The sequence below is a fragment of the Pantoea dispersa genome, assembly GCF_019890955.1.
Classification (GTDB): domain Bacteria; phylum Pseudomonadota; class Gammaproteobacteria; order Enterobacterales; family Enterobacteriaceae; genus Pantoea; species Pantoea dispersa.
This window is the reverse complement of the sequence record NZ_CP082346.1, coordinates 2514128-2539902: the sequence shown is the minus strand read 5'-3', so window position 1 is coordinate 2539902 and position 25775 is coordinate 2514128. Positions and strand designations below refer to the sequence as shown.

Sequence of the window (25775 nt, the reverse complement as noted above, 5' to 3'; positions counted from 1 at the left end):
GCGCAACAATTTTAGCAAGAGTAAAAGTGACGATATGAATTCTCTGTTTGCCAGTACGGCGCGTGGGCTCGAAGAGCTGTTGAAAACTGAGCTGGACGCGCTGGGTGCGCAGGATTTGCAGGTGGTGCAGGGCGGCGTCCACTTCCGAGCCGACGACCGCATAATGTACCAAAGCCTGCTGTGGAGCCGTCTGGCTTCACGTATTTTGCTGCCGCTGGGAGAATTCGGCGTCTGGAGCGATCTCGACCTCTACGTCGGCGCGCAAAGCATCCCGTGGAGCGAGCTGTTTGACAGCAACACCACGTTCGCCATCCACTTCAGCGGCACCAATGAGGTGATTCGCAACAGCCAGTTTGGTGCGCTGCGCATCAAAGATGCGATTGTCGATAGCTTTACCCGGCAGAATCTGGAGCGGCCGAGTGTCGATCGCGAGCAGCCGGGCATTCGCATCAACGCGTGGCTGAATAAAGATCGCGTTAGCATCGCGCTGGATCTGAGCGGCACCGCACTGCATCAGCGCGGCTATCGCCAGCAAACCGGCCAGGCACCGCTGAAAGAGAACCTGGCGGCGGCGATTGTGATGCGCTCCGGCTGGCAGAGCGGCACGCCGCTGGTCGATCCGATGTGCGGCTCCGGTACGCTGCTGATTGAAGCGGCGCTGATCGCCTGCGATCGCGCGCCGGGCCTGCTGCGTTCGCACTGGGGCTTCAGCCGCTGGAAACGCCACAACAATGCACTGTGGCAGGAGGTGCGCAGCGAAGCACTGCAGCGTGCGCGCGCCGGCACGGCCGCCACCACGTCACGCTTCTTTGGCTATGATAATGATGGTCGCGTGCTGGAGTGGGCACGTGCCAACGCGCGCCGCGCCGGCGTGTTCGATCTGTTCACCTTTGCGCAGCAGGATGTGCTGCAGCTGAAAAATCCGCTGGCGGGCGAAGCGATGCGCGGTACGGTGCTGAGTAACCCGCCGTACGGTGAGCGTCTGGAGAGCGAGCCGGCGCTGATTGCGCTGCACAGCCAGCTGGGCCGCATCATGAAACAGCAGTTTGGCGGCTGGAATTTGTCGCTGTTCAGCGCCTCACCAGAGCTGCTCAGCTGCCTGCAGCTGCGCGCCGATCGCCAGTTTAAAGCGAAAAACGGTCCGCTGGAGTGCGTACAGAAAAACTACCAGCTGGCGGAGAACAGCGCCGAAGGCGGCGCACTGATTGCCGAAGACTTTGCTAACCGCCTGCGTAAGAACCGCAAAAAACTGGACAAGTGGGCGCGCCAGTCGAATATTGACTGCTACCGCCTGTATGACGCCGACCTGCCGGAGTATAACGTGGCGGTCGATCGCTACGCCGACTGGGTAGTGATTCAGGAGTACGCGCCGCCGAAAACCGTGGATGCGACCAAAGCGCGTCAGCGCCTGTTTGACGTGATCGGTGCCACGCTGAGCGTGCTGGAGATACCGGCCAATCGCCTGGTGCTGAAAACCCGCGAACGGCAGAAGGGCAAAAACCAGTACCAGAAGCTGAGCGAGAAGGGCGAATTCTTTGAAGTGCAGGAGTTTAACGCGCGGCTGCTGGTGAACCTGACGGATTATCTCGATACCGGCCTGTTCCTCGACCACCGTATCGCGCGCCAGATGCTGGGCCAGATGAGCCAGGGGAAAGATTTCCTTAACCTGTTCTCCTATACCGGTAGCGCCAGCGTGCATGCCGGGCTGGGCGGCGCCAAATCCACCACCACGGTCGATATGTCGCGCACCTATCTGGAGTGGGCCGAACGTAACCTGCGCCTGAATGGATTAACCGGGCGCCAGCATCGCCTGATGCAGGCGGACTGCCTGAGCTGGCTGCGCGAAAGCGATGAGCAGTTCGATCTGATCTTTATCGATCCGCCGACTTTCTCCAACTCCAAACGCATGGAAGATGACTTCGATGTGCAGCGCGACCACCTTATGCTGCTGCAGAACCTGAAGCGCATGCTGCGTCGCGGCGGCACCATTATGTTCTCCAACAACAAGCGCGGCTTCAAAATGGATCTGGACGGCTTGCAGCGTCTGGGTCTGCAGGCGCAGGAAATTACGCAAAAAACGCTGTCGCAGGACTTTGCGCGCAACCGTCAAATTCACAACTGCTGGCTGGTAAGCCACGCCGGTAAGGAATAAGTTTTATGTCACTGATCAGTATCCATGGCGCTTACCTGTCGTTCAGCGATGCGCCGCTGTTGGATAACACCGAACTGCATATCGAAGAGGGCGAGCGCGTCTGTCTGGTTGGGCGCAACGGCGCCGGTAAATCGACGCTGATGAAAATCATCAACGGCGAACAGCCGCTGGATGACGGCCGCATTATTTATGAGCAGGATTTGGTGGTTGCGCGGCTGCAACAGGATCCGCCACGCAATATCACCGGTTCGGTGTACGACTTCGTCGCCGAAGGCGTGGCCGAACAGGCTGAACACCTCAAGGCTTACCACGCCATATCGCACCTGGTGATGGAAGATCCAAGCGAGAAAAACCTCAACGAAATGGGGCGACTGCAGACGATTCTCGACCATCACAACCTGTGGCAGCTCGACAGCCGCATCAACGATGTGCTGCAGCAAATCGGGCTGCAGCCGGACACCGAGCTGTCGTCACTCTCCGGTGGCTGGCTGCGTAAAGCCGCGCTGGGCCGAGCGCTGGCCAGTAACCCGCGCGTGCTGATGCTCGACGAACCGACTAACCACCTCGATATTGAAACCATCGACTGGCTGGAAAGCTTCCTGAAAACCTTCAACGGCAGCATCGTGTTTATTTCGCACGACCGCTCGTTTATCCGCAATATGGCGACGCGCATTGTCGACCTCGATCGCGGCAAGCTGGTGTCGTGGCCGGGCGATTACGATCAGTTCCTGCTGGGCAAAGAGGAAGCGCTGCGCGTTGAAGAGATGCAAAACGCCGAATTCGACCGCAAGCTGGCGCAGGAAGAAGTGTGGATTCGCCAGGGCATCAAAGCGCGTCGCACCCGTAACGAAGGCCGCGTGCGCGCGCTGAAAGCGCTGCGTCGTGAACGCTCCGAACGGCGTGACGTGATGGGCAAAGCCAATATGCAGGTCGGTGAAGCGGCGCGTTCCGGCAAAATCGTCTTTGAGCTGGAAAACGTGGATTACGGCGTTGACGGCAAAACGCTGGTGAAGGATTTCTCCACCCAGGTGCAGCGCGGCGACAAAATCGCCCTGATTGGCCCGAACGGCTGCGGTAAAACCACGCTGCTGCGCCTGATGCTCGGCCAGCTGAAGGCAGATGCCGGTCGCGTGCACTGCGGCACCAAACTGGAAATTGCCTACTTCGATCAGCATCGCGCGGAGCTCGATCCGGATAAAACCGTGATGGATAACCTGGCGGAAGGCAAACAGGAAGTGATGGTCAACGGCAAGCCGCGTCACGTGCTCGGCTATCTGCAGGACTTCCTGTTCCACCCGAAACGCGCCATGACGCCGGTGCGTGCGCTGTCCGGCGGCGAGCGTAACCGCCTGCTGCTGGCGCGTCTGTTCCTCAAGCCCAGTAACCTGCTGATTCTTGACGAACCGACCAACGACCTTGACGTCGAAACGCTCGAGCTGCTGGAAGAGCTGGTGGATGGCTACCAGGGCACCGTGCTGCTGGTGAGCCACGATCGTCAGTTTGTGGATAACACCGTGACCGAATGCTGGATCTTTGAAGGCAACGGCGAGATCGGTACCTTCGTCGGTGGCTACCATGATGCGCAGCAGCAGCGCGCCGCTTACAAGCAGACCAAAGCTGCACCGGTCAAAAGCGCAGCGACTAAACCGGCAGAAAAAGCCGACGCCCCCAAACGCAGCGCAGGCAAGCTAAGCTATAACCTGACGCGTGAACTGGAACAGCTGCCGCAAAAGCTGGAGCAGCTGGAGACGCGTATCGGTGAGCTGCAGGCGCAGATGAGTCATCCGGACTTCTTCAGCCAGCCGCACGACAAAACGCAGCCGGTGCTGGATGCGCTGGCGCAGGCGGAGCAGGAGCTGGAAACCACCTTTGAACGGTGGGAAGAGCTGGAAGCGCTGAAAAACGGCGCATAACGCAGAGGGAGTCAGCATGTGTGCCACGCATCAGACGCAGCACTGGATGCTCTGTCCGCAGTGTGATTTAACCGTAAAACTGCCCGCCGTACCGGTGGGCAGCCGTGCGCGCTGTCCGCGCTGTCACACCACGCTGATGGCTAACTGGCACGAACCGCGTAAACGTCCCACCGGCTATGCGCTGGCGGCGCTGTTTATGCTGTTGTTGGCCAATCTGTTTCCGTTTATCAGCATGCATGTGGCCGGTCTCAGCAGCCAGATCTCGCTGATGGCTATCCCGCAGGTGATGGATCGCGAGGATTATCGCAGCCTCGCCACGCTGTTCCTGCTGTTTGTGCAGGGCATTCCGGCTTTCTGCATGATCGCCATTCTGCTGCTGGTGAATCCGGTGCGCCTGCCGCACAGCCTGCGACTCGGGCTGGCACGCATTCTGTTTCAATTGCGCAGCTGGGGTATGGCGGAAATTTTCATGGCCGGCGTGCTGGTCAGCTTCGTCAAACTGATGGCGTACGGTGAAATTGGCCTTGGCAGCAGCTTCTGGCCGTGGTGCCTGTTTTGTCTGCTGCAGCTGCGTGCGTTTCAGTGCGTCGATCGCCGCTGGGTCTGGCAGCGCATCGATCCGCTGCCGCCGCTGGCGCAAACGCCGCAGGCGGGCATCAGCGGACTGAAGCAGGGGTTGCGCAGCTGTCCGTGCTGCACCGCGATTCTGCCGGCCGCGCAGAAAACCTGTCCGCGCTGCGGCGTGAGCGCCGCGCCACGCAGGCAGCACAGCCTGCAGTGGACGCTGGCGCTGCTGATCACCTCGGTGATGCTGTATATCCCGTCGAATATTATGCCGATCATGGTGACCGAAACGCTCGGCTCGCAGTATCCGTCCAACATTATGGCCGGCGTGATTTTGCTGTGGAGCGATGGCTCCTGGCCGGTCGCGCTGGTGATTTTTATCGCCAGTATTATGGTGCCTTCGCTGAAGATGGTGGCGATTGGCTGGCTGTGCTGGCACGCCAGCGGCCGCGGCCGGCGCGACAGCGAGAAGATGCACCTGATTTATGAGGTGGTGGAGTTTGTTGGCCGCTGGTCAATGATTGATGTGTTTGTGATCGCTGTGCTTTCTGCGCTGGTGCGCATGGGCCAGCTGATGAGTGTTTACCCTGCGCCAGGCGCGCTATTGTTTGCGCTGGTGGTGATCCTGACTATGTTCGCCGCCATGACGTTTGATCCGCGCCTGATTTGGGATCGCCTACAGGAAACTGAACGTAAGGAGCCGCGTCTTGACGGACAACCAACACGGCATTGCTAACGTCGACCAGATTAAACGCTGGTCGCCGGTGTGGATCGTACCTATCGTCACGCTGTTAATCGGCGGATGGATTCTGTTTTATCACTTCAGCCATCAGGGACCGCAGGTCACGCTGATCACCGAAAACGCCGAAGGCATTGTGGCCGGTAAAACCACCATTAAAAGCCGCAGCGTCGACGTGGGCACCGTCGAAAGCGCGGTGCTGACGGACGATCTGCACCATGTGGAGATCACCGCGCGCCTGAATGCCGGCATGGAAAAACTGCTGCATAAAGACAGCGTGTTTTGGGTGGTGAAGCCGCAGATTGGCCGGGAAGGGGTGACGGGCCTCGGTACGCTGCTCTCCGGCGCCTACATTGAACTGCAGCCCGGCGCCAAAGGGGATAAGCCAGAGCACTATCAGCTGCTCGATGCGCCGCCGCTGGCACCGCCGGATGCCAAAGGTATTCGCGTCATCCTCGACAGCAAAAAAGCCGGCCAGCTTAATCCGGGCGATCCGGTGCTGTTCCGCGGCTATCGCGTCGGCACGGTGGAAACCAGCACCTTTGATACCGACAAGCGCATGATGACCTATCAGCTGTTCATCGCCGCGCCTTACGATCGGCTGATTACCACTAATGTGCGCTTCTGGAAAGACAGCGGCATTGCCGTGGATATGTCCGCTTCCGGTATGCGCGTCGAAATGGGCTCGCTGACGACACTGTTCAGCGGTGGCGTGAGCTTTGACGTGCCGGACGGCTGGGAACTCGGCGAGCTGGCCAAAAACCAGGACGACTACCATCTGTATGATGACCAGCGCAGCATTCAGGATTCGCTGTACACCAAACACACTGATTTCCTGATGTTCTTCAGCGACTCGATTCGTGGTCTGCAGGTCGGCGCTCCGGTAGAGTTCCGCGGCATTCGTCTTGGTACCGTGGCTCAGGTGCCTTACATGATCCCGGGCGTGAATCAGGCGCTGAACACCGATTACCGCGTGCCGGTGCTGATCCGCATCGAGCCGGACCGCTTTATCAGCCGTCTGGGTGGCGACTTCAATCTTGAACAGCATCTGCAGGATGGTAAGAAACGCGGCCTGCGCGCCACGCTGAAAACCGGCAACCTGCTGTCCGGTGCGCTGTTTGTCGATCTCGACTTCTATGACAATGCACCGGCTTACAAAGGACCGAACGAAGTGGCGGGACTGGAAGTGATTCCGACCGTAAGCGGCGGTCTGAGCCAGATTCAGCAGAAACTGATGGCGGCGCTGGATAAGATCAACGCGCTGCCGCTCAACCCGATGATCAACCAGGCTACCGGCACGCTGAAAGAGAGCCAGCGCACCCTGCAGCAGCTGCAGAAAACGCTGGATAACCTCAATCAGATCACCGCCAACCCGGCGATGAAAACGCTGCCGGCCGATATGCAGCAAACCCTGCGCGAGCTTAATCGCAGCATGAAGGGGCTGCAGCCGGGATCGCCAGCCTATAACAAACTGGTGGGCGACATGCAGCGCCTTGACCAGGTGCTGCGCGAATTGCAGCCGGTGCTGAAAACGCTCAACAGCAAGAGCAACGCGCTGGTATTTGAAGCCAAACCGGGTCAGGATCCGCAGCCAAAGAGGGCGAAACAGTGAAAAAAGGGCTGATTATCGGTGCTGTGCTGCTGCTGGCGGGCTGCAGCAGCACCATCGACACCACTTATTACCAGCTGCCTGCGGGCAGCAATATGGCGCGCGTCAGCAGTGACGCCTCCGCCAGCCAGCCGATGATTTGGGTTGAACAGGTGAGCGTGCCGGATTATCTCGCCGGCAACGGACTGGTTTATCAAACCAGCGACGTGAAGTACGTGATTGCCGCCAATAATCTGTGGGCCAGTCCGCTCGACCAGCAGCTGCAGCAGACACTGGTGAGTAACCTCGGCCAGGCGTTGCCCGGCCGGCTGGTGGCCAGTCAGCCGCTGGGTGACACGCACGATACGCTCAGCGTGCACGTCACCGGCTTCCATGGTCGCTATGACGGCAAGGTGGTAGTAAGCGGTGAATGGCTGTTACAACATCAAGGCCGGCTTATCAAACATGGCTTTAATCTGACGCTGCCGCAGACCGAAGATGGCTACGATGCGCTGGTGCGCACGCTGGCGCTCGGCTGGCAGCAAACGGCACAGCAGATCGCTAACAGCGTGGTGACGCTAAATTAGGATTTGTTCGATGCTTATGCTAAGTCCCTGATTTGCCGTTATGTGACGGCGCGCAAATCAGGGACTTTTTTATTGCGGAATCAGCCAGATATGGCGGCGGCACTGAGGGATTTGTGTCGATTTCACGGCAAATTGATGACATTGGCGTGAATTTTGCGCATTGACCTTTCACCCACCACAGGTTAGAACATTACTGTGGTTGAACATTAATTCACCACTCTTTCTTTCCACCAGATTCCACCAGACCTGAAATGAGGGAAACGAGGTATGAAGAGACAGAAGAGAGACCGCCTGGAACGAGCACATTCACGAGGCTATCAGGCAGGCATTACTGGCCGCTCAAAAGAGATATGCCCTTATCAAATGATCGATGCCCGGTCTCACTGGTTGGGAGGTTGGCGACAAGCCATGGAGGACAGGTCGGCGGTGGCTTAGGCACCGTCGGATGTCTGTAAACAGGAAAAAAACCTCCGCTGCGTGCGGAGGTTTTTGTTGGCGGGTCAGAACGCTGAAGTGTCTTTAAACAGGCCCACTTTCAGGTCAGTCGCGGTGTAAATCAGGTTACCGTCGACGAACACTTCGCCATCGGCCACGCCCATCACCAGCTTGCGGTTGATGACGCGTTTGAAGTGAATTTTGTAAGTAACCAGCTTCGCCGTCGGCAGAACCTGGCCGGTGAATTTCACTTCACCCACACCCAGCGCACGGCCTTTACCTTCCGCACCCAGCCAGCCGAGATAGAAGCCAACCAGCTGCCACATAGCATCCAGACCCAGACAGCCTGGCATAACCGGATCGCCTTTAAAGTGACAATCAAAGAACCACAGGTCAGGGCGGATATCCAGTTCGGCTTCCACATAACCTTTATCAAATTTGCCGCCGTCTTCGGTCATTTTGACCACGCGGTCCATCATCAACATGTTGTCAGACGGAAGCGGTGGGCCATTCTCGCCAAACAGTTCGCCGCGACCAGAGGCAATCAGGTCTTCTTTGCTATAGGATTCGCGTTTATCTACCATGTTCTCAATATGCCTTCTTTTAGTGAAGCCCGAATATTAGCGAACAGTTGTACGCTGGGCAATGTAATCAGCTGTGGTTGAACCAGTTGAGCCAGCGTAATGGCCAGGGCCGCGGTCGGTTTTCCTGCTGATTGAGCTGAGTAATGCGCTCCTGAATGGTGCTCAGCAGCGAGTCGCCGCTTTCGCTCTGCCAGGCAATACCGGTTAACAGCGGCAGCGCTTCGTCAACGCGCTCAATCGCCCAGATATGGAACTGGCCCTGCTGCACCGCTTCTACCACGTCGTCGCTGAGGCTGAGATGGCGCACGTTGCTGGCAGGCAGAATCACGCCCTGTTTGCCGGTCAGCTCACGCGACTGGCAGATGTGGAAGAAGCCTTCGATTTTCTCATTCAGACCACCCACCGGCTGCACATTACCAAACTGGTCCACCGAACCGGTAACGGCAATCTGCTGGTTCAGCGGCTGGTTTGCCAGCGCGCTGATCAGCACGCACAGCTCGGCCAGCGAGGCGCTGTCACCGTCGACTTCGGAGTAAGACTGCTCAAACACCAGCGATGCCGAGAAGGGCAGCTGCTGTTCCAGCTCCAGCTCGGAAATCAGATATGCCTGCATGATCATCATGCCTTTGGCGTGGATGTTGCCGCCAAGCTCCGCTTTGCGCTCCACGTCGGTAAACTCGCCATCGCCCGGGTGCACAACACAGGTAATGCGTGATGGCTCGCCCCACGGACGTGGATGACCAGGGAATTCAATCACCGACAGGCCGTTGATCTGACCAACTACTTCGCCTTCCGTTTCGATCATGATCTGATTTAACAGGATCTCATCGCGCATCCGGTCGGCAAGGAAACTCTCGCGCCACTGGCGTGCTTCCAGCGCCTCTTTCAGCGCCTCACCATTCAGTGTCTCACCGTGCAGCGCGGCTTCCTGCAGCTGACGGCGCAGCCAGCGCGGGCACAGCGGCAGCGTGTCCTGATCGCCGGTCAGACGCACCGCTTCCTGGATCAGCAGCGGCCAGAAATCAGCTTCGGGTGGCGTCAGACCGGCCAGTTCCGCCTGGCATAGCGTCCAGCGACACCAGTTGGCCATGTCATCATCATCGACCAGTTGCAGATTCTCTTCAAACTCGCTGTAGAGCGCCATTTCGTGCACTTCAACGTCCAGTTCCTGGAAGCTGGCCAGCGCCTCGCGATCGCCACATAAAATCAGACGCAGCTGCAGCGGCAGCGGAGGAATGGTCACCGGCAGGGGACGGCGCTCGTCCGGTGAATACCAGTCAAAGCGGCCCAATTCGATCACTTTGCGCAGACGTAGCCACAGCAGCGGCTGCGCCAGCAGGGTATTGATCGACAGGATCAGCGTGCCGCCATTCGCCTGGTGCAGCAGACCGGGCTCCAGCTGCACGCGATCTTTATACTGACGCACGCAGCCGAACAGCTGCTCGGACTCAATCCAGTCGGCGTAATGTACGCCGCCAGCGCTGGTGAACGGACGGCTGGCGTCAACAGGCGGTTGCAGGCTGACATTATCGCCCATCACATGGTAATCACCGCCGTACAGCGCAGTCTCATCCGGCTGGAAGCGCTGTGCCGCTTCGGCAATCCACGCCAGATAATCGCTGTTTTCCTGGCTGCGCAACAGCAGCAGCGGAAAGCCCAGCGTTTGATGGTGTAAATGCGCCAGCGCATTCAGCAGACGCGGCTGAACCGCGGCAAGCGTATCGCTATCTTCCAGAGAGACGGTTGAGAAAAGTGATTGGTAGCGCGAGCTATCCGGCTGCAGGGCTTGCCACGTAAGTTGAGTGCTGGTCAAAATATTCGCATTAGTCTGATTCAGGAAAAGCGCGATTATACAGGATTCAACCCGGTTAAGCACGGCGCACTTCCGGCCCGAACTGTGAGCAGCACGACATGTTTTTCCTTGCTGCATCCGGGAAAAAAGCTGTTATTCTTAGTTTGTTACGTGATCACGATGAGATTCCGATGAAATACCAGCAACTCGAAAATCTTGAAAGTGGATGGAAGTGGAAATACCTGGTGAAAAAGCATCGGGAAGGTGAGCTGATCACCCGGCATATTGAGCTGAGCGCTGCGCAGGCGGCGGTAGAGACGTTGCTGGCGATGGAGAATAACCCGGTTGAGGTCGGTGACTGGATCGCAAAGCATATCCATCCGGAGCTGGAAAACCGTCTGAAGCAGACCATACGCGCGCGGCGCAAACGCCATTTCAACGCAGAGCATCAGCACACGCGGAAAAAATCGATCGATCTGGAGTATCTGGTGTGGCAGCGTCTGGCCGGTCTGGCGCAGCGTCGTAACAGCACCCTGTCAGAGACCATTGTTCAGCTAATCGAAGATGCAGAACGCAAAGAGAAGTATGCCAGTCAGATGTCGACGCTGAAGCAGGATCTGCAGGCGATTCTGGGTAAAGGCGGCGCGGATAACGAATAGCAAAAAATTGCGTGTGATAAAAAGCCAAAAAAAACCCCGCCGAAGCGGGGTTTTTTATTGCGCGATAACTTAAGCCTGTGGCTGAGTTACAACGTCTTTGATACCTTTCACGTCGATTTCTACGCGACGGTCTGGCGCCAGGCAGTCGATCAGGGCATTGCGGCCTTTCACGCTGTCACAGGTGTTGCCAGTAACTGGGTTAGATTCACCCATGCCACGTGCAGAGATCTTGTTAGCCGGGATACCTTTAGATACCAGGTAGTCGACAACAGACTGAGCACGTTTCTCAGACAGTTTCTGGTTGTACTGGTCTGAACCGATGCGGTCGGTGAAGCCCAGAACCACAACAGAACCGTCTTTCGGATCCATTGAGCTCAGCTGGCTGTACAGCTGATCCAGAGCCTGCTGGCCTTCTGGCTTCAGGGTAGATTTGTTGAAGGTGAACAGCACGTCAGACTTCAGAGTGAAACGCTTGGTTTCAACAACCGGAGCCGGAGCTGGCGCTGGAGCAACAACTGGAGCTGCAGCTTCGTCCTGACCGAAACGGTAAGAAACGCCGACGCTCAGCATGCTGTTGTCTGGACGCGCACCAACGGTACCTGCGTCACCGATGTTGTTAACCCACTGGTAGTCCAGGCGAGTCGCCCAGTTTTTGGTCAGTGCGTATTCAACACCAACAGCAGCCAGCGGAGAAACGCCGGTGTCGTGGTTGCTGATGCGGCCGTTGTCTGGGTTGGTCTGAGTTGAATCAGCACGCCATACCATGCCGCCCAGACGGGTGTACACGTCCAGATCGTCAGCAATTGGGTAGCTCAGTTTAGCTGCCAGCTGAACGCCCTGTGCTTTGAATGCGCCATTGGTCACGTTGCCTTTGTTCGGCATACGGCCCAGCCAGTCGTAGCCCAGCTCGAAGCCCAGGTATGGGTTAGCCTGGTAGCCCAGGAAAGCACCTGCGCCCAGCTGAGATTCGTGAGTTGGACCGTCGTTGTTTTCGTAACCGTTACCGTAGTAACCAGTATCGTGATACTGAGACCAGCCCAGTTTAGCACCGGTGTACCAGGTGTCATCTTTAGGAGCGGCCTGCGCTACGGTAGCGAAGCCAGCCAGTGCCACTGCAATTGCGATAGCTGTCTTTTTCATTTTGCGCCTCGTTATCATCCAAATAGGCAATGAGCAAAAAGGTTGCTCTTGGTTGTAATCCTTCGCCGGGTCTAAACGCTCGCTTATGACTCTACCGAAAAAACGGAGGTTATTGAGCACCCTGGCGAGGTAAAGTCTACAACGAGATTGGAAACTTACAAGTATGATGTGACGTCAGCGGATAAAAAAACAGGGATTTATACACACATTTTAACAAATGACATGGCAAAATTTTCGCTACCAGAAAAGAAAAATGCGGCTAAGCCATTGTCATAGCTGGCGGGAAAAGAATCAGTGGCTTAGCTGCAACTTTGTGAAAAAATAGCGTGAGAAAAATCTTAGTTTTACTTAATGAAACAAATCAGAGGGAATTTTTGCGCTGTTTGGCTGTCTGGACAGAGCAAGATCCCGCCCCTGAGGACGCATAATCAACCCCAGCGCTTCGCCTTCGGCGGCTGCCTGCTCAAGTTCCAGGCGCTCTTCATTGCTCAATTCATAAGGAATCCAGGCAAGTACCACGCTGTAGTTGCCGGTGCGCAACGCTTTCACCATGCTCTCAACCGTGCTTAAACGCTCGGATTCCGTAATATGCATACTCTTTTCCAGCGGTAATCCTGACTGCTGCATCCAGCTGCGGTTCAGTTTGTGCGCTGGCGTCAGCCACAGCTGCCAGCGTGACTGGGTGCTCAGCTGCTTGAGGACTGGCAGTAACAGCAGCGGCATGATGCCGGGCTGCTCGCTATAACGCAGTTCAGTAATACCACCCAGAGAAGGTTGCGTTAAGCCCGTCGCAGCGAAACGGTGAGCACGATCAGCAGGGCCAGAGTATTGAGTACGCATATTTTAATCACTCAGTAATGAACTGTATGAATATACAGTAATGAGTTCCTGGATAAAGATCAACCTCAATTTCTGAAAATGCCTCGCAAATTCCGCACAAGATCGGCGCGTTGCCGCTTTTATTCATTGAACAGCTAAATCGTTTTTTCTATCTTCTAACCAGATGAATCTCTGAGCTTTTTATAGGAAATTTCCCGCGCAAGGAATGAGGAAAAGGGGACGTTATGAAGAAAAATAATCCGGTGGTTGAGCAGTCCAAAGCCCAGTTAGCGGCATTGGGAAAAATTGAATCGCGCACCCAGTTTGGTGGTTACGCGCTGGCGGTCGAAAAGGTGGTGTTTGCTTACATCAATGAGGATGCGCTCTATCTGCGCGCCAGCGAGGCGCTACAGCACTATGCCGCACAGCGCCCGCTGGAACCGTTGATATACCGCAAGCGCGGCATGCCGGTGACGCTCAGCTACTACAAAGTGGATAAACAGCTCTGGCAGGACGCCGATCAGCTGCTGCGCTTATCGGCCAGTTCGCTGTCTGCGGCGCGCGCCGAGGCGGCGAACAGACTTGTCTTGCTCAGGCTGAAAGATCTGCCCAATCTCAGCCTGCGCATGGAGCTGATGCTGCACAAAGTCGGGATCAATTCTGTTCGCTTGCTGTATGAAATGGGCTCGCGTCAGAGCTGGCTGAAGCTGCGGGCGGTGAATAAAGATATCGGCCTGAAAACGCTGCTGGCACTGGAAGGCGCCATTTCCGGGCATCACCAGGCCGCTTTGCCGGCGGCGGTACGTGAAGAGTTGAGCGCCTGGTATCAGGAAACGCTCCGCCAGCACGCCGCGGCGGAGCGCCTGTTGCCTTAAGCGGCAGCGAGGGTGCGGCGCAGACGGGCAATTTCCGGCAGCAGCGCAATCAGCAGCCCCAGCTGCTGCAACACCAGCGGTGCCTGCGCCTCCTCACTGGTTTTCAGCGCGCTCAGGCGCTGCATCAGTGCCTGCTGCATCGTTTCCGCCTGCGCTTCGCTGACGCGATCGATCTGCAGCACATCCTCGACGAAGCATACCGCGTCATCTAAAAGCGTCAGCAGTTCGCCCTGCGTCAGCCGCTCCCGGTGCGCGCCCAGCGCTGAGATGTAGCTGAGAAACGAGTGGTTGAGGCACATCAGACGGAACGCATTCTCGCGCAGCGGCGGCTGTTGCTTCAGTTCGCCGCTGATATTGGACACCACGGACGCCAGTTCTGCATCGGCGTTGTGCGCGTCACGGCGCGCCACACGGTAGGCGAGACGGTTATCTTTACCCTGATGATACTGTTCCAGGATGGCATCAAGATAACGACAGTTGGCATTCAGCGTGCGATCGGCAACCGTCGTCAGCTGGCGGAAACGCCAGTCAGGCCAGACAAACGCCACCGCCAGCCAGGCCAGGCCACAGCCGAGCAAGGTATCCACCACGCGCGGCAGGGCGACATCAAAGCCTTCACCCAGCAGATTGAAGCACAGCAGCACCAGCAGGGTGATGAACAGCGTCGCCTGCGCGTACTGAATCTGGCGGAAGGCAAAAAACAGCACGCCGCTCAGCACAATCAAAACCAACTGGCCCTCGATAGAGGGCACCAGCCACAGCACCGGCAGGCCAATCGCAATACCGGCCAGGGTTCCGCCAATACGTAGCGCCAGCCGCCGGCGTGTGGCGTTGTAGTTAGGCTGGCAGACAAACAGGCTGGTCAGCAGTATCCAGTAGCCGCGATGCAGGCCGGTAAGCTGAATGAAGGCGTACCCCACGCACAGCACCAGCGACATGCGCACCGCGTGGCGGAACAACGCCGAGGTCGGACTCAGATGGCGACTGAGGCGCAGCCGGATATCCGCCCAGCCACTCAAGCCTTCGCGCGACAGATGGTGATCGCTCTGCGTCAGCGGTTCTGCCAGCCGCTGCTCTGATTCGATCGACGCCAGCTGCGCATCAATGGCGCGTAAGTTGCGCAGCAACCAGAACAGCGGACGAATGTGCGTCGCCTGCGGATCGTTATGTTGCAGGCGCTGCAGGGCGGTCTCCAGCCGTTCAAAGCTGCGCGCAAAATGGCTATCGTGGTGCCACGGCTGGCGCAGCACGATATTCTCTGCCAGCTGGCGACAGGCCTGCGCCTGCATGTTCAGCAGTCGCTGAAAGCGAAACAGCACCTCGTTGTAGCGCCAGTCATCGCGCAGCAGGTGATATTGCAGATGCGACGAGCTGGCGCGCTCGTGAATATCCTGCGCCACAAAATAGTAATGCAGGCTGCGCCGCGTACTGCGCGAGCCGCGGTCGCCGCGTAAACGGCTCTGAATGGTGGTTTTCGTCAGGTTGAGCTGCGCCACCAGCTGGCTATTGACCATCGCGGTGGCGATCAGCGCCGCGTCATCCTGCTCACCGCCGTCGGGATCAAACAGATTGGCCTTGGCTTCCAGATAGCGCGCCAGCTGGGAAAAGCTGGCGGCCAGCTGCTCCTGCACCGGGCGCACCGGAAACATCAGGTGGCCGATAAAGGTCAGCAGGTTGTACCACAGCGCGCCAATCAGCAGCAGCGCCGGCTGCATCCACCACTGCGGAAACAGGCCAATGCCCAGCATGGTGTACACCGCGATCAGCAGGGCACCAAACGCAATGGTGGCGTAGCGCTGCCCCAGCGCGCCCAGCAGAATAAATCCCCAGCTGGAGAGCGCCAGACCGATAGCAAACAGCCACGGGTGCGGAAACAGCAGCTCGACCGAGACCGAGGCAATGCAGAAGCATACTAGCGTGATGAGCAGGTTGCGCACGCGGCCGGTCCAGCGATCGTCAAGATCGGCCAGCGCCGCCGCCACGACGCCGAGCGTCAGCGGGATGGTCCACTCAATCTGCTGCAGCCACCAGGGAACGGCGGCACAGCCGGCCAGCGCGAAGAAGATGCGCAGCAGGTAGCGCAGGCTGCTGTTGAACAGATAACGGCGCCAGCCGGGCATAGCGTCAGGCATCATCTTCAGCCTCAGTAGCGGCGCCGCGCGTTGGCGTCACGCGCCGCCTGCGCTTCTTCCACTGACACCACGCGACGACCTACCGGCCACAGCGCGATAGCGGCGATTTTGAAGTGGGCAATGCCGGTCGGAATACCGATGATGCTCAGACACTGCAGGATGCCGGTCGAAATGTGCATCAGGCACAGCCACCAGCCAAAGAAGATCAGCCAGAACAGGTTGAGGAAGGTGCCGCCAGCGTTCAGCACGTGGCTTTTACTCTCCGGGCGCAGCACGTCAACGTGAACCGCTTCGTTGCCAAACGGCAGCAGGGACAGTTTGGTGATCTCCCAGCAGGAGCGGGTCAGCGGCAGGGTAAAGATCAGCACGATGCTGATCAGCGTGGCCAGCAGCCAGCCGAGGGTGGTGATAAAGCCGCCAAGAACAAAATTCAGAATATTAAGCACGGTGCGCATAACGCGATTTTCCTTTTGCAATCCGCAATATGTGTCGCCCAGTTTAGCGTGTTTTAAGGCTGGAGCGCTAAGGGTCTGACAGGTAAACTGCGCGATAATTGAATTCCACATGACGGTGCGGAGATGGAACTAAAAGCAACATCCATGGGCAAACGGCTGGCACAGCATCCCTATAACCGGGTGCGACTGCTGGCTGCCGGTGTGGAAGTCAGCGGCGATCGCCATGAGTACCTGATCCCGTTTAATCAGCTGATCGGTATCACCTGTAAACGCGGCCTGGTGTGGGGCGAGCTGGAGTTCTTGTTACCGGAAGAGAAAGTGGTGCGGTTGCACGGCACCGAGTGGCAGGAAACCCAGCGTTTTTACCATTACCTGCAGCAGGCGTGGCAGCAGTGGAGCCTCGAGATGAGCGAAATCAGCGCGCAGGTGCTGAGTGCGCTGCAGCAGGAGATCGTCGCGTTTACCGGCCAGGATCGCTGGCTGAAGCGCAGCGAGCTGGCTGCGGTAAAAGAGACCATCACGCGCCAGTTTTCCGCCTTACCGCTGCCGCTGGCAAGGCTGGAAGAGTTTGATAACTGCCGCACGCTGTGGCGCTTTTGCCAGCAGTGGCTCGAGCAGGGCGAGAACGCGATTCGGCAGCGCAACCGCGAGTGGAGCGCGCGGGTGATCAGCGATAATCACGCCTTCTTCTCCACCGTCGAAACCACGCCGCTCAATCCATCGCAGTGTGAGGCGGTGGTCAACGGCGAGGATGCGCTGCTGGTGCTGGCCGGCGCGGGCAGCGGTAAAACCTCGGTGCTGGTGGCGCGCGCCGGCTGGCTGATACAGCGCAAGCTGGCACAGCCGGAGCAAATCCTGCTGCTGGCTTTTGGTCGCCAGGCGGCGGAAGAGATGAACGATCGGATCCAGACGCGGCTGGGTGAGAGCGCGATTCAGGCGCGTACGTTCCACGCGCTGGCGCTGCACATCATTCGTGAAGGCAGCAATAAGCAGCCGGTCATCAGCCGGCTGGAAAGTGACAGCAGCGCGCGACGTCAGTTGCTGATCGAAAACTGGCGCGAGCAGTGCAACAGCAAAAAGGCGCAGGCCAGCGGCTGGCGACAGTGGTTGCAGGAAGAGCTGGCGTGGGACGTGCCGGAAGGTCCGTTCTGGCAGGATGACAAACTGGCGCAGCGTCTTGCGGTGCGGCTGGAGCGCTGGCTCGGCCTGATGCGCCTGCACGGCGGCGCGCAGGCGGCGATGATTGCCGATGTGCCAGAGCCGCTGCGCGACAATTTTACGAAGCGCGTCAGGCTGATGGCGCCGCTGCTGAAAGCATGGAAAAGCGCACTGAAAGCCGAGGGCGCGGTGGATTTCTCCGGGCTGATCCACCAGGCGATCGCTGTGCTGGAGAAGGGGCGCTTTATCAGCCCGTGGAAGCACATTCTGGTGGATGAATTTCAGGATATTTCCCCGCAGCGGGCGGCGCTGCTCAGCGCGCTGCGTCAGCAAAATAAGCGCACCAGTTTGTTTGCGGTCGGCGATGACTGGCAGGCGATCTATCGCTTTAGCGGCGCGGAGATGAGCCTGACCACCGCGTTTCATCACTATTTTGGCGAAGGCGACCGCTGCGTGCTGGATACCACCTACCGCTTCAACGATCGCATCGGTGACATTGCCAACCGCTTTGTGCAGCAGAATCCGCATCAGCTGCGCAAGCCGCTCAACAGCCTGAGCAAAGGGAACAAGAAATCCATTACGCTGCTGCCGCAGGAGCAACTGGAAGCGCTGCTCGACAAGCTGAGCGGTTACGCGAAGCCGGACGAGCGCGTACTGCTGCTGGCGCGTTACCATCATCTGCGTCCGGCGATGCTGGATAAAGCCAAAACCCGCTGGCCGAAACTGCGTATCGACTTCATGACCATCCACGCCAGTAAAGGCCAGCAGGCGGATTTTGTCATCGTGCTGGGGCTGCACGAAGGGCGTGACGGTTTCCCGGCGCAGGCGCGCGAGTCGATCATGGAAGAGGGATTGCTACCACAGCCGGAGGATTTTCCACATGCCGAAGAGCGGCGCCTGGCCTACGTGGCCATTACGCGTGCGCGTCAGCAGGTATGGCTGATGTTTGATAAAGAGCGGCCTTCCGTGTTTGTCGAACACCTGCGCGAACTGGGCGTTGCGCAGAGCCGGAAGGCCTGAGCCATCAGGCTTTCAGACGTTCTGTCAGGTAGCGCTGATAATCGGGGATCTGGATGGTCACTTCGCTGGCAAACATCGGCGAATGGATAATGAAATCCGCGGTGGCGCGGTTGGTCGCTACCGGAATATTCCATACGGTGGCCAGGCGCAACAGCGCTTTGACGTCCGGATCGTGCGGTACTGCATTGAGCGGATCCCAGAAGAAGAACAGCACATCAATTTTGCCTTCTGCAATCAGCGCGCCGACCTGCTGATCGCCGCCCATTGGCCCGCTGAGCATGGCATTCACATCCAGTCCGGTGTGACGATTGATCAGGTTGCCGGTGGTGCCGGTGGCATACAGCACGTGAGGTTGCAGCGCATTTTGATTGATTTTCACCCAGTCCAGCAGCGAGGCTTTGCAGTGGTCGTGGGCAACGAGGGCGATGTGTTTCTGAACTTTCAGGGTACGAACGGTCTGCTCCATGGGGCTTCCTGTTTCGGCGCGTGCAAACGTAGTGAATGCACGAGTTTACCCCTGGCGTTCAGCTGCTATCAACTTGCGCGTAGGGTTTTCACCCAACTGATAAAACGCTGCCGCGTGGCGGCATCAACACGCTGCAGCCAGCGTTGCAGCGCGGGCAAATTACTGGCGTCCTGCCATACCATATCCAGACTGAGACTGGCGTCCGGTACGCTGGCCGCCTGCAGCGCAAAGCGCGGCACGCTGGCCGCCTGCGCCGTACGGTTGTAATTGATCATCGCCTGTTCAACATTGCCGCTGCTCTCACCCGGCAACCGATCGCGAATGCTGGCTATTTCATTACCACGCTCATCAATCAGATGAAAATTCAACGATTTATCAAACAGGCTGCGTTCGCGGCGGTTATTCAGCGCCGGCAGGCGAATCGCTACGGAATGGGCGTCGGCAGTGAAGGTGACGATCATCAGTTCTGAGCGGAAGTGGGTGGCATCGGCGCAGGGTTTATCCACGCGAAACAGAAACTGATGCTGACCGCGCTCCAGCTCAAGGCTGTCCGCGCCTTTCAGCAGCGAACCTGAGATTTTGCGCCCATCCAGCACCAGCAGGTCGATCTGCGGATCGAGCTTCAGGGTGATGGCATGGCAGGTTGCCGATACGAGCAGCAACAGCAAACCCGTAACAGCCAGAGACAGCTTCATTTCAACTCCCGGAACAGGGGAAAAAGGGCGATGTGTAGCAAATTATTACATTATGGCAGTTAATTTACATTTTAACATATTTATTCGTGTCGCCGCGCAAACTTTTCGTGCGCTGCGCTTGCACTTTAGCGCGCAATGGCATCTACACTCAGGCGAGTGAACAAGGAGAAAAACATGAACGATCAAACGATTCGCGATGTCCTGACGCAAACCCAACGCATCGCGCTGGTCGGTGCCAGCGATCGCACTGAGCGTGCCAGCTATGGCGTAATGAAATACCTGCTCGATCAGGGTTATGACGTGGTGCCGGTGAGCCCGAAGCTGGCGGGACAGCAGCTGCTGGGCCAGACCGTGTATGGCACGCTGGCGGAGATCCCGGGCAAGATCGACATGGTGGATGTGTTTCGCAATTCCGAAGCGGCATGGGGCGTGGCGCAGGAAGCGATTGCTATCGGCGCCAAAACCCTGTGGCTGCAGCTGGGCGTGATCAATGAGCAGGCCGCGGTGCTGGCGCGTGATGCCGGGCTGACGGTGATTATGGATCGCTGCCCGAAGATAGAAATTCCGCGGCTGGGCGTAACGCGGTAAAGACAAACGGCGACGCGGCGTCGCCGTACCCTTAATGCCGCAGGCTGGGTGCCTGCAGCTGCTGGCGGATCGAGGCGGCCAGCTCATCCATGGAGGGCTGTTCCGGATGTTCGAACGAGGTTTCGCCGGCCAGCTGAATCTCAGCGATATAGGTATGCACCTGTTCGCCTTCCTCATCTTCCATCACCACGTGATACCAGGGAGCGGCACGCAGCGATTCCGTCGCGCCAACCTCATCCAGCTGTGGATCGTCCAGCGAATACTCCGGGTCGACATCCACAATCACGCCGAGCACCCCGGAGAGACGGTGCCGGACCTGCTGTCCAATTCCAAATTTACTGGCAATCATTGTGACCTCCCAAAACTTTGCCCTGCCACCGATATGGGGGCAGGGACAGCGTTTTCAAGTCACAGCACGCGACAGGCAAAGCCTTTCAGATAAAGCCCTTCAGGATAGCTGGCTATCACCGGATGGTCGGCTGCCTGACGGAACTGCTCTATAAATTGTACATCACGACCGGCATCAACAGCGGCATCGGCGATAATTTTCTGGAACAGCTCGGTGGCCATCAGCCCGGAACAGGAGAAAGTCAGCAGAATGCCGCCCGGATTCAGCAGCTGCATTGCCAGCATGTTGATGTCTTTATAGCCGCGGCAGGCGCCCATCAGCTGGTTTTTATTCTCAACGAATTTCGGCGGATCCATGACGATCATGTCGAACTTCTCGCCGCTGTCGCGGTAGCGACGCAGCAGTTTGAACACATCGTCACGCAGGAACTGCGCGCGTGAGACATCCAGCCCGTTAAGCGCCACGTTCTGTTTTGCTACGTCAAGGGCGTCCTGCGAGGTATCCACACTGATCACTTCCCGGCAGCCGCCGAGCAGAGCAGAGACCGCAAAGCCGCCGGTGTAGGAGAAGCAGTTAAGCACGCGGGCATTTTCCGCGTAACGACGGGTGGCAAAACGGCTGTCGCGCTGATCAAGGTAATAACCGGTCTTGTGACCGCCCTGAATATCCACCAGCAGCTGCATGCCGTGCTCGGTTATCGGCAGCAGCGCAGGCGGCAGTTCACCGCTTACGGGACCCTGCGCCAGCTCCAGGCCCTCTTTCTTGCGCACCGCCACGTCAGAGCGGTCATAGATGGCGCAGTCGGGATAGCACTGCTGCAGCGCCGAGACGAGAGCCGGGCGCTGATACTCCGCCCCGGCCGACAGCAGTTGCAGCACGAGGAAGTTACCGAAGCGATCAATCGTGACGCCCGGCAGTCCATCGGACTCGCCGGCAATCAGGCGATAGCTGTCCAGCCCGTCGCGCTGCGCCAGCCAGTCGCGCCACTGCTGCGCTTTCTGCAGCGTGCGCACAAAGAAGGCGATGTCGATTGACTCATCCTGCTGCCAGCTCCAGACGCGCGCGCGAATTTGTGACTGAGGAGAGTAGGCGGCGCGGGCCAGCCATTTGCCGTTGCTGTCACAGATATCAATGGTTTCACCCGACTGGGCTTTACCTTCCATACGGGCAACGGCCCCGGAGAACACCCACGGATGGCGGCGGAGCAGGGATTTTTCACGTCCCTTAGCGAGAATCAATCGAACGGTCATGTTTGCTATGCTTACCTGAAAAAATGAGGCGCCATTTTCCGGTGGATGGCGGCAAAATGCAACGCACAAAGGGGAGATCGCCATGGCGACGACAGGTTACAAAATCTGGGTTCACGGCAGGGTGCAGGGCGTGGGCTTCCGTTATTACACCCAGGCGCAGGCGAACGCGCTGGGCGTCACCGGTTATGCGCATAATCTGGCCGATGGCAGCGTGGAGGTACTGGCGGCGGGAGAACCGCAGCAGGTGGAGTCACTGATTGCGTGGCTGAAGGCGGGCGGACCGCCCAGTGCCCGGGTCGATAAGGTGCTGGTGGAGCCGCATCAGCTGGCGGAGCGGCCGACGCGGTTTACTACCGGATGATCACAGACACTTCGCCGGTTTTGGCAGGCCAGCGATTTTAGTGGCCTGTTTGGCCGGACCTTCCGGAAACAGGCGAAACAGATAGCGGCTGTTGCCTTTCTCTTCGCCATATTTTTGCGCCATGGCTTTGACCAGCATGCGCACTGCCGGCGACGTATTAAACTGCTGATAAAAATCACGCACAAAGTGCACCACTTCCCAGTGCGCTTCACTCATCTCAATCGCTTCCTGCTGGGCGATGGCCTGCGCCAGCGCTTCACTCCAGTCGGCGCTATTTTTCAGATAGCCTTCTGCGTCAGTGGCAATTTCTTTACCGGCAAAAATCACGTTGTTTCCTCATATCGTCAGCGCGCCTATTGTAAAGGCGGCGGCAGATAAAAAGCAAAAACCCCGCCGGAGCGGGGTTTAACGGTGCGTGCTTTACGTCTTAGTCGCGGTTGGCGAAGCCCAGCAGGCTCAGCAGGCTGACAAAGATGTTGTACAGCGAGACATACAGGCTGACGGTGGCGCGAATGTAGTTGGTTTCACCGCCCTGAATGATGTTGCTGGTTTCCCACAAAATGGCACCGGCAGAGAACAGAATAAACAGGGCGCTGATCGCCAGGTGCAGCGCAGGCAGCTGCAGGAAGATATTGGCAACCACGGCCACCAGCAGCACCACAAAGCCGGCCATCATCATGCCGCCAAGGAAAGACATGTCGCGACGCGTGGTCAGGACATAGGCGGAACAGCAGAAGAACACCAGCGCGGTGCCGCCCAGCGCCATGGCGATAACATCACCCATACCGGCGGTGAGGAACGAGCTGAGAATCGGGCCGAGGCAGTAACCAAGGAAGCCGGTAAAGGCAAACGCGGCCAGAATACCCGCCGGGCTGTTCGCCAGGCGATAGGTCAGGAACATCAGCCCATAAAAGCCCACCAGCATCAGAATCAGTCCCGGCGAGGGCAGGGCGTAGACGGTGCTGAGCGTGGCGGTGACGGCGGAAAACGCCAGCGTCAGGCCAAGTAAGAAATAAGTATTGCGCAGCACTTTATGGGTGCTGAGTAGCGACTGCTGCTGTGACGAGCTAATTATTCTGTCCATCATGCGCTCCTGTTAGAGAGAGAACACCAAATATGGCCTGAGAATACGCAACGGTCAGAGGACAGAAAAGGCGTTTTACCCATCTTTACGCGATAAATTGCTGTTTCACTGAGCAGAATGATGATTAAGACGGCAAAAAAATCATTTTTGACTGTTTTTCAGGCGAACGAATCATTGGATGCTTTACATCGTTCGGGGGGATGTTTATAGTGCGCCTCATTGCGGAGGGGTGGCCGAGCGGCTTAAGGCAGCGGTCTTGAAAACCGCCGATGGGAAACCATCCGAGAGTTCGAATCTCTCCTCCTCCGCCACTTCACACTCTCGCAGTGTGAGGTGACAAAAAGATTTCAGGAGGGATGGCCGAGTGGCTTAAGGCAGCGGTCTTGAAAACCGCCGATGGGAAACCATCCCAGAGTTCGAATCTCTGTTCCTCCGCCATATAAGAGAAGCCCGCAGCGATGCGGGCTTTTCGCTTTTCTGCTTTCCATCCTTCTGAAAAACATCCTGAAGCTTTTCAATCTGCTGCCGTAACCCGACGGCCAGCGCGTTTACTGCTATAGTCGATGCACGGTTTTTGCAAACATCTGGCGATTTTCTCAGGCAAGCTGGGTTACACTGTGCGGTAATTCGCTCTTTGGCGAGCTAATCGCTTGAATGCCAGAGTGTTTCCCTGATGAATTATGGAATAGGCACAATGATCAAGAAACTGAGTCTTTGCGCGCTGTCAGTGATCGCGGCGCTGCCGATGGGTATGAGCGCTTATGCCGCGGATGGCGACATGCAACTGCAGCAGGTCCTGATGCTGAGTCGTCACAACCTGCGTGCCCCGCTGGCCAACAACGGCAGCGTGCTGGAGCAGGCGACGAAAAAAAGCTGGCCGCAGTGGGATGTGCCCGGCGGTGAGCTGACCACCAAAGGCGGCGTGCTGGAAGTCTACATGGGTAACTACACCCGTCAGTGGCTGGCCCAGCAGGGTCTGGTTCAGAACGGCACCTGTCCGGACAGCAGCAACATCTTTGTCTATGCCAACAGCCTGCAGCGCACCGTCGCGACGGCGCAGTATTTCGTCACCGGGGCTTTCCCAGGCTGCGATATCGCTGTCACCCATCAGGATGCGATGGGCACCATGGACCCGATCTTCAATCCGGTAATCACCGATGGCAGCGAAGCGTTTAACAAGAAAGCGCTGGCGGCGATGACCGCAGCTAATGAGAAGCTGGCGCTGAAGCCGGCCTTCCAGCGGCTGGAAAAAATCGTGGATTACAAATCAGCTCCGGCCTGTAACGGCAAGAAACAGTGCGATCTGAGCAGCGGCGACAACACCTTTAGCGCGGAAAACGGCAAAGAGCCCGGCGTCAATGGCCCGCTGAAAGTGGGTAACTCGCTGGTCGACGCCTTCACGCTGCAATATTACGAAGGTTTCCCGGCGGATCAGGTTGCCTGGGGACAAATCAAAACGCCGGAACAGTGGAAAGAGCTGGCGGCGATCAAAAATGGCTATCAGGATGCGCTGTTTACCGCGCCGGAAGTGGCGCGTGACGTTGCCGCCCCGCTGGTGGATTACATCCGCAGCCAGCTGGTCGATCAGGACAAAGCCACCGCGCCAAAAGTCACGCTGATGGTCGGACACGATTCGAATATCGCGTCATTGCTGAGCGCGCTGCAGGTTAAGCCATACGAGCTGCCGGGTAACGACGAGAAAACCCCGATTGGCGGCCAGGTGGTGTTTGAACGCTGGCACGATGCGAAGAACAACAAAGACCTGCTGAAAGTGGAGTATGTCTATCAGACGGCGGATCAGCTGCGTAATGCCGATGTGCTGAGCCTGAAGAACCCACCGAAGCGCGTTACGCTGCAGCTGGCGGGTTGTGACACTGACGCCAACGGCTACTGCAGCTGGGATCAGTTCACCAGTGCGCTGAACAACGCGCTGCAGGGTACACCGCTGCAGCCAGCCGCACCGGCACCAGCCGCACAGCCTGCTGCCGCACCGGCAGCCAGCGATGACGCACAGGTCAAAGCGGATCAGGCCAGCGCAGATAAAGCGGCAGCTGACAAAGCCGCAGCTGATAAAGCTGCAGCGCAGAAAGCCGCTGACGCCAAAGCCGCTGAGGAAAAAGTGAAGGCGGACAAGGCCGCGGCGCAAAAAGCGGCGGACGACAAAGCCAAAGCTGAGAAGGCCAGCGCTCAGAAGGCCGCTGAGGAGAAGGCGAAAGCCGATGCTGCAGCAGCGCAGAAAGCGCAGGCTGAGGTAGCGCCGGCGAAGACGGAGGCGGACGCTAAACCCGCGCAACAGCCGGCAGCAGCCAGCAACTAAAACGCCAGCAGGGTCGCCATGCGCGGCGACCCTGCTGTATTGTTGCCGGCTGC

The 25775-nt window shown here is 58.0% G+C and carries 24 protein-coding genes and 2 tRNA genes; 14 read left to right on the top strand and 12 right to left on the bottom strand.

The genetic code is table 11. The annotated features are described in order from the left end of the window. Positions 1 to 34: 34 nt before the first annotated feature. The 6 genes from rlmKL to rmf all read left to right on the top strand — a co-directional run bounded on the left by rlmKL (position 35) and on the right by rmf (position 7978). Entirely contained in the window at positions 35 to 2152 is a 2118-nt protein-coding gene (gene rlmKL / locus K7H94_RS11900; RefSeq protein WP_222951090.1) for a bifunctional 23S rRNA (guanine(2069)-N(7))-methyltransferase RlmK/23S rRNA (guanine(2445)-N(2))-methyltransferase RlmL, read from the top strand. 5 nt (positions 2153 to 2157) lie between these two features. After that, a complete protein-coding gene (locus K7H94_RS11895) occupies positions 2158 to 4065 on the top strand; it encodes an ABC transporter ATP-binding protein (RefSeq protein WP_222951089.1) in 1908 nt (635 codons plus the stop codon). 16 nt (positions 4066 to 4081) lie between these two features. Continuing rightward, complete coding sequence (gene pqiA, locus K7H94_RS11890) at positions 4082 to 5365, top strand: membrane integrity-associated transporter subunit PqiA (protein WP_222951088.1); 1284 nt, start codon at positions 4082 to 4084, stop codon at positions 5363 to 5365. After that, positions 5337 to 6980: an intermembrane transport protein PqiB gene (pqiB, locus tag K7H94_RS11885; RefSeq protein ID WP_021508311.1), complete on the top strand. Its 1644-nt coding sequence runs from the start codon at positions 5337 to 5339 to the stop codon at positions 6978 to 6980. The genes pqiA and pqiB overlap by 29 nt, the downstream gene beginning before the upstream one ends. Beyond that, entirely contained in the window at positions 6977 to 7543 is a 567-nt protein-coding gene (gene pqiC / locus K7H94_RS11880) for a membrane integrity-associated transporter subunit PqiC (protein ID WP_021508310.1), read from the top strand. The genes pqiB and pqiC overlap by 4 nt, the downstream gene beginning before the upstream one ends. Before the next feature lie 267 nt (positions 7544 to 7810). Next, positions 7811 to 7978: a ribosome modulation factor gene (gene rmf / locus K7H94_RS11875; RefSeq protein WP_013508548.1), complete on the top strand. Its 168-nt coding sequence runs from the start codon at positions 7811 to 7813 to the stop codon at positions 7976 to 7978. A gap of 65 nt (positions 7979 to 8043) precedes the next feature. On the opposite strand, the gene fabA is transcribed toward rmf, so the two are convergent. Continuing rightward, positions 8044 to 8562, bottom strand: coding sequence for a bifunctional 3-hydroxydecanoyl-ACP dehydratase/trans-2-decenoyl-ACP isomerase (gene fabA, locus K7H94_RS11870; RefSeq protein WP_010616565.1), 519 nt, complete (start codon positions 8560 to 8562; stop codon positions 8044 to 8046). A 67-nt stretch (positions 8563 to 8629) separates the two neighbouring features. Next, positions 8630 to 10492: an AAA family ATPase gene (locus tag K7H94_RS11865; protein ID WP_222951087.1), complete on the bottom strand. Its 1863-nt coding sequence runs from the start codon at positions 10490 to 10492 to the stop codon at positions 8630 to 8632. A 53-nt stretch (positions 10493 to 10545) separates the two neighbouring features. Between K7H94_RS11865 and matP the strand changes: the two genes are divergently transcribed. Then, positions 10546 to 11013, top strand: coding sequence for a macrodomain Ter protein MatP (matP, locus tag K7H94_RS11860; protein ID WP_021508308.1), 468 nt, complete (start codon positions 10546 to 10548; stop codon positions 11011 to 11013). A 69-nt stretch (positions 11014 to 11082) separates the two neighbouring features. Here matP and ompA read toward each other — a convergent pair whose 3' ends face one another. Further along, on the bottom strand, positions 11083 to 12153 hold the full coding sequence (gene ompA, locus K7H94_RS11855) for a porin OmpA (protein ID WP_058759727.1): 1071 nt from the start codon (positions 12151 to 12153) through the stop codon (positions 11083 to 11085). 348 nt (positions 12154 to 12501) lie between these two features. Then, the gene (gene sulA, locus K7H94_RS11850) at positions 12502 to 12993 is read right to left on the bottom strand and encodes an SOS-induced cell division inhibitor SulA (protein WP_031279848.1); all 492 of its coding nucleotides are present in this window, start codon (positions 12991 to 12993) and stop codon (positions 12502 to 12504) included. 224 nt (positions 12994 to 13217) lie between these two features. Between sulA and K7H94_RS11845 the strand changes: the two genes are divergently transcribed. After that, a complete protein-coding gene (locus K7H94_RS11845) occupies positions 13218 to 13847 on the top strand; it encodes a TfoX/Sxy family DNA transformation protein (RefSeq protein WP_058759726.1) in 630 nt (209 codons plus the stop codon). Here K7H94_RS11845 and yccS read toward each other — a convergent pair. Beyond that, positions 13844 to 15982: a YccS family putative transporter gene (gene yccS / locus K7H94_RS11840; RefSeq protein ID WP_088516438.1), complete on the bottom strand. Its 2139-nt coding sequence runs from the start codon at positions 15980 to 15982 to the stop codon at positions 13844 to 13846. The genes K7H94_RS11845 and yccS overlap by 4 nt on opposite strands. 8 nt (positions 15983 to 15990) lie before the next feature. After that, on the bottom strand, positions 15991 to 16434 hold the full coding sequence (locus tag K7H94_RS11835) for a YccF domain-containing protein (RefSeq protein ID WP_059008932.1): 444 nt from the start codon (positions 16432 to 16434) through the stop codon (positions 15991 to 15993). 123 nt (positions 16435 to 16557) lie between these two features. Here K7H94_RS11835 and helD point away from each other — a divergent pair, with 123 nt between their 5' ends. After that, positions 16558 to 18612, top strand: coding sequence for a DNA helicase IV (helD, locus tag K7H94_RS11830; RefSeq protein WP_222951086.1), 2055 nt, complete (start codon positions 16558 to 16560; stop codon positions 18610 to 18612). A 4-nt stretch (positions 18613 to 18616) separates the two neighbouring features. Here the strand turns inward: helD and K7H94_RS11825 are convergent, their stop codons facing one another. Both K7H94_RS11825 and K7H94_RS11820 read right to left on the bottom strand, forming a co-directional pair. Next, positions 18617 to 19078 (bottom strand): methylglyoxal synthase, encoded by a 462-nt coding sequence (locus K7H94_RS11825; RefSeq protein WP_021508301.1) that lies wholly within the window; start codon positions 19076 to 19078, stop codon positions 18617 to 18619. A gap of 68 nt (positions 19079 to 19146) precedes the next feature. After that, positions 19147 to 19773: a YccT family protein gene (locus K7H94_RS11820; protein WP_222951085.1), complete on the bottom strand. Its 627-nt coding sequence runs from the start codon at positions 19771 to 19773 to the stop codon at positions 19147 to 19149. Between the two features lie 174 nt (positions 19774 to 19947). On the opposite strand from K7H94_RS11820, the gene K7H94_RS11815 reads away from it, so the two are divergent. Further along, on the top strand, positions 19948 to 20361 hold the full coding sequence (locus K7H94_RS11815) for a CoA-binding protein (RefSeq protein WP_021508299.1): 414 nt from the start codon (positions 19948 to 19950) through the stop codon (positions 20359 to 20361). 31 nt (positions 20362 to 20392) lie between these two features. On the opposite strand, the gene hspQ is transcribed toward K7H94_RS11815, so the two are convergent. Together hspQ and rlmI are read right to left on the bottom strand one after the other, a co-directional pair. Then, complete coding sequence (gene hspQ, locus K7H94_RS11810) at positions 20393 to 20710, bottom strand: heat shock protein HspQ (RefSeq protein WP_021508298.1); 318 nt, start codon at positions 20708 to 20710, stop codon at positions 20393 to 20395. 59 nt (positions 20711 to 20769) lie between these two features. Next, positions 20770 to 21960, bottom strand: a complete 1191-nt coding sequence (gene rlmI / locus K7H94_RS11805) for a 23S rRNA (cytosine(1962)-C(5))-methyltransferase RlmI (protein WP_031279846.1) — start codon at positions 21958 to 21960, stop codon at positions 20770 to 20772. A gap of 82 nt (positions 21961 to 22042) precedes the next feature. On the opposite strand from rlmI, the gene yccX reads away from it, so the two are divergent. Continuing rightward, entirely contained in the window at positions 22043 to 22321 is a 279-nt protein-coding gene (yccX, locus tag K7H94_RS11800; protein WP_058775394.1) for an acylphosphatase, read from the top strand. On the opposite strand, the gene tusE is transcribed toward yccX, so the two are convergent. Then, positions 22322 to 22648 (bottom strand): sulfurtransferase TusE, encoded by a 327-nt coding sequence (gene tusE, locus K7H94_RS11795; protein WP_010616552.1) that lies wholly within the window; start codon positions 22646 to 22648, stop codon positions 22322 to 22324. 100 nt (positions 22649 to 22748) lie between these two features. After that, entirely contained in the window at positions 22749 to 23405 is a 657-nt protein-coding gene (gene yccA / locus K7H94_RS11790) for an FtsH protease modulator YccA (protein ID WP_021508295.1), read from the bottom strand. 223 nt (positions 23406 to 23628) lie between these two features. On the opposite strand from yccA, the gene K7H94_RS11785 reads away from it, so the two are divergent. The 3 genes from K7H94_RS11785 to agp all read left to right on the top strand — a co-directional run bounded on the left by K7H94_RS11785 (position 23629) and on the right by agp (position 25722). Next, positions 23629 to 23716 (top strand) — tRNA-Ser (locus tag K7H94_RS11785). 39 nt (positions 23717 to 23755) lie between these two features. Beyond that, positions 23756 to 23843 (top strand) — tRNA-Ser (locus K7H94_RS11780). 256 nt (positions 23844 to 24099) lie between these two features. Further along, positions 24100 to 25722, top strand: coding sequence for a bifunctional glucose-1-phosphatase/inositol phosphatase (gene agp / locus K7H94_RS11775; protein ID WP_222951084.1), 1623 nt, complete (start codon positions 24100 to 24102; stop codon positions 25720 to 25722). Positions 25723 to 25775: the final 53 nt, after the last annotated feature.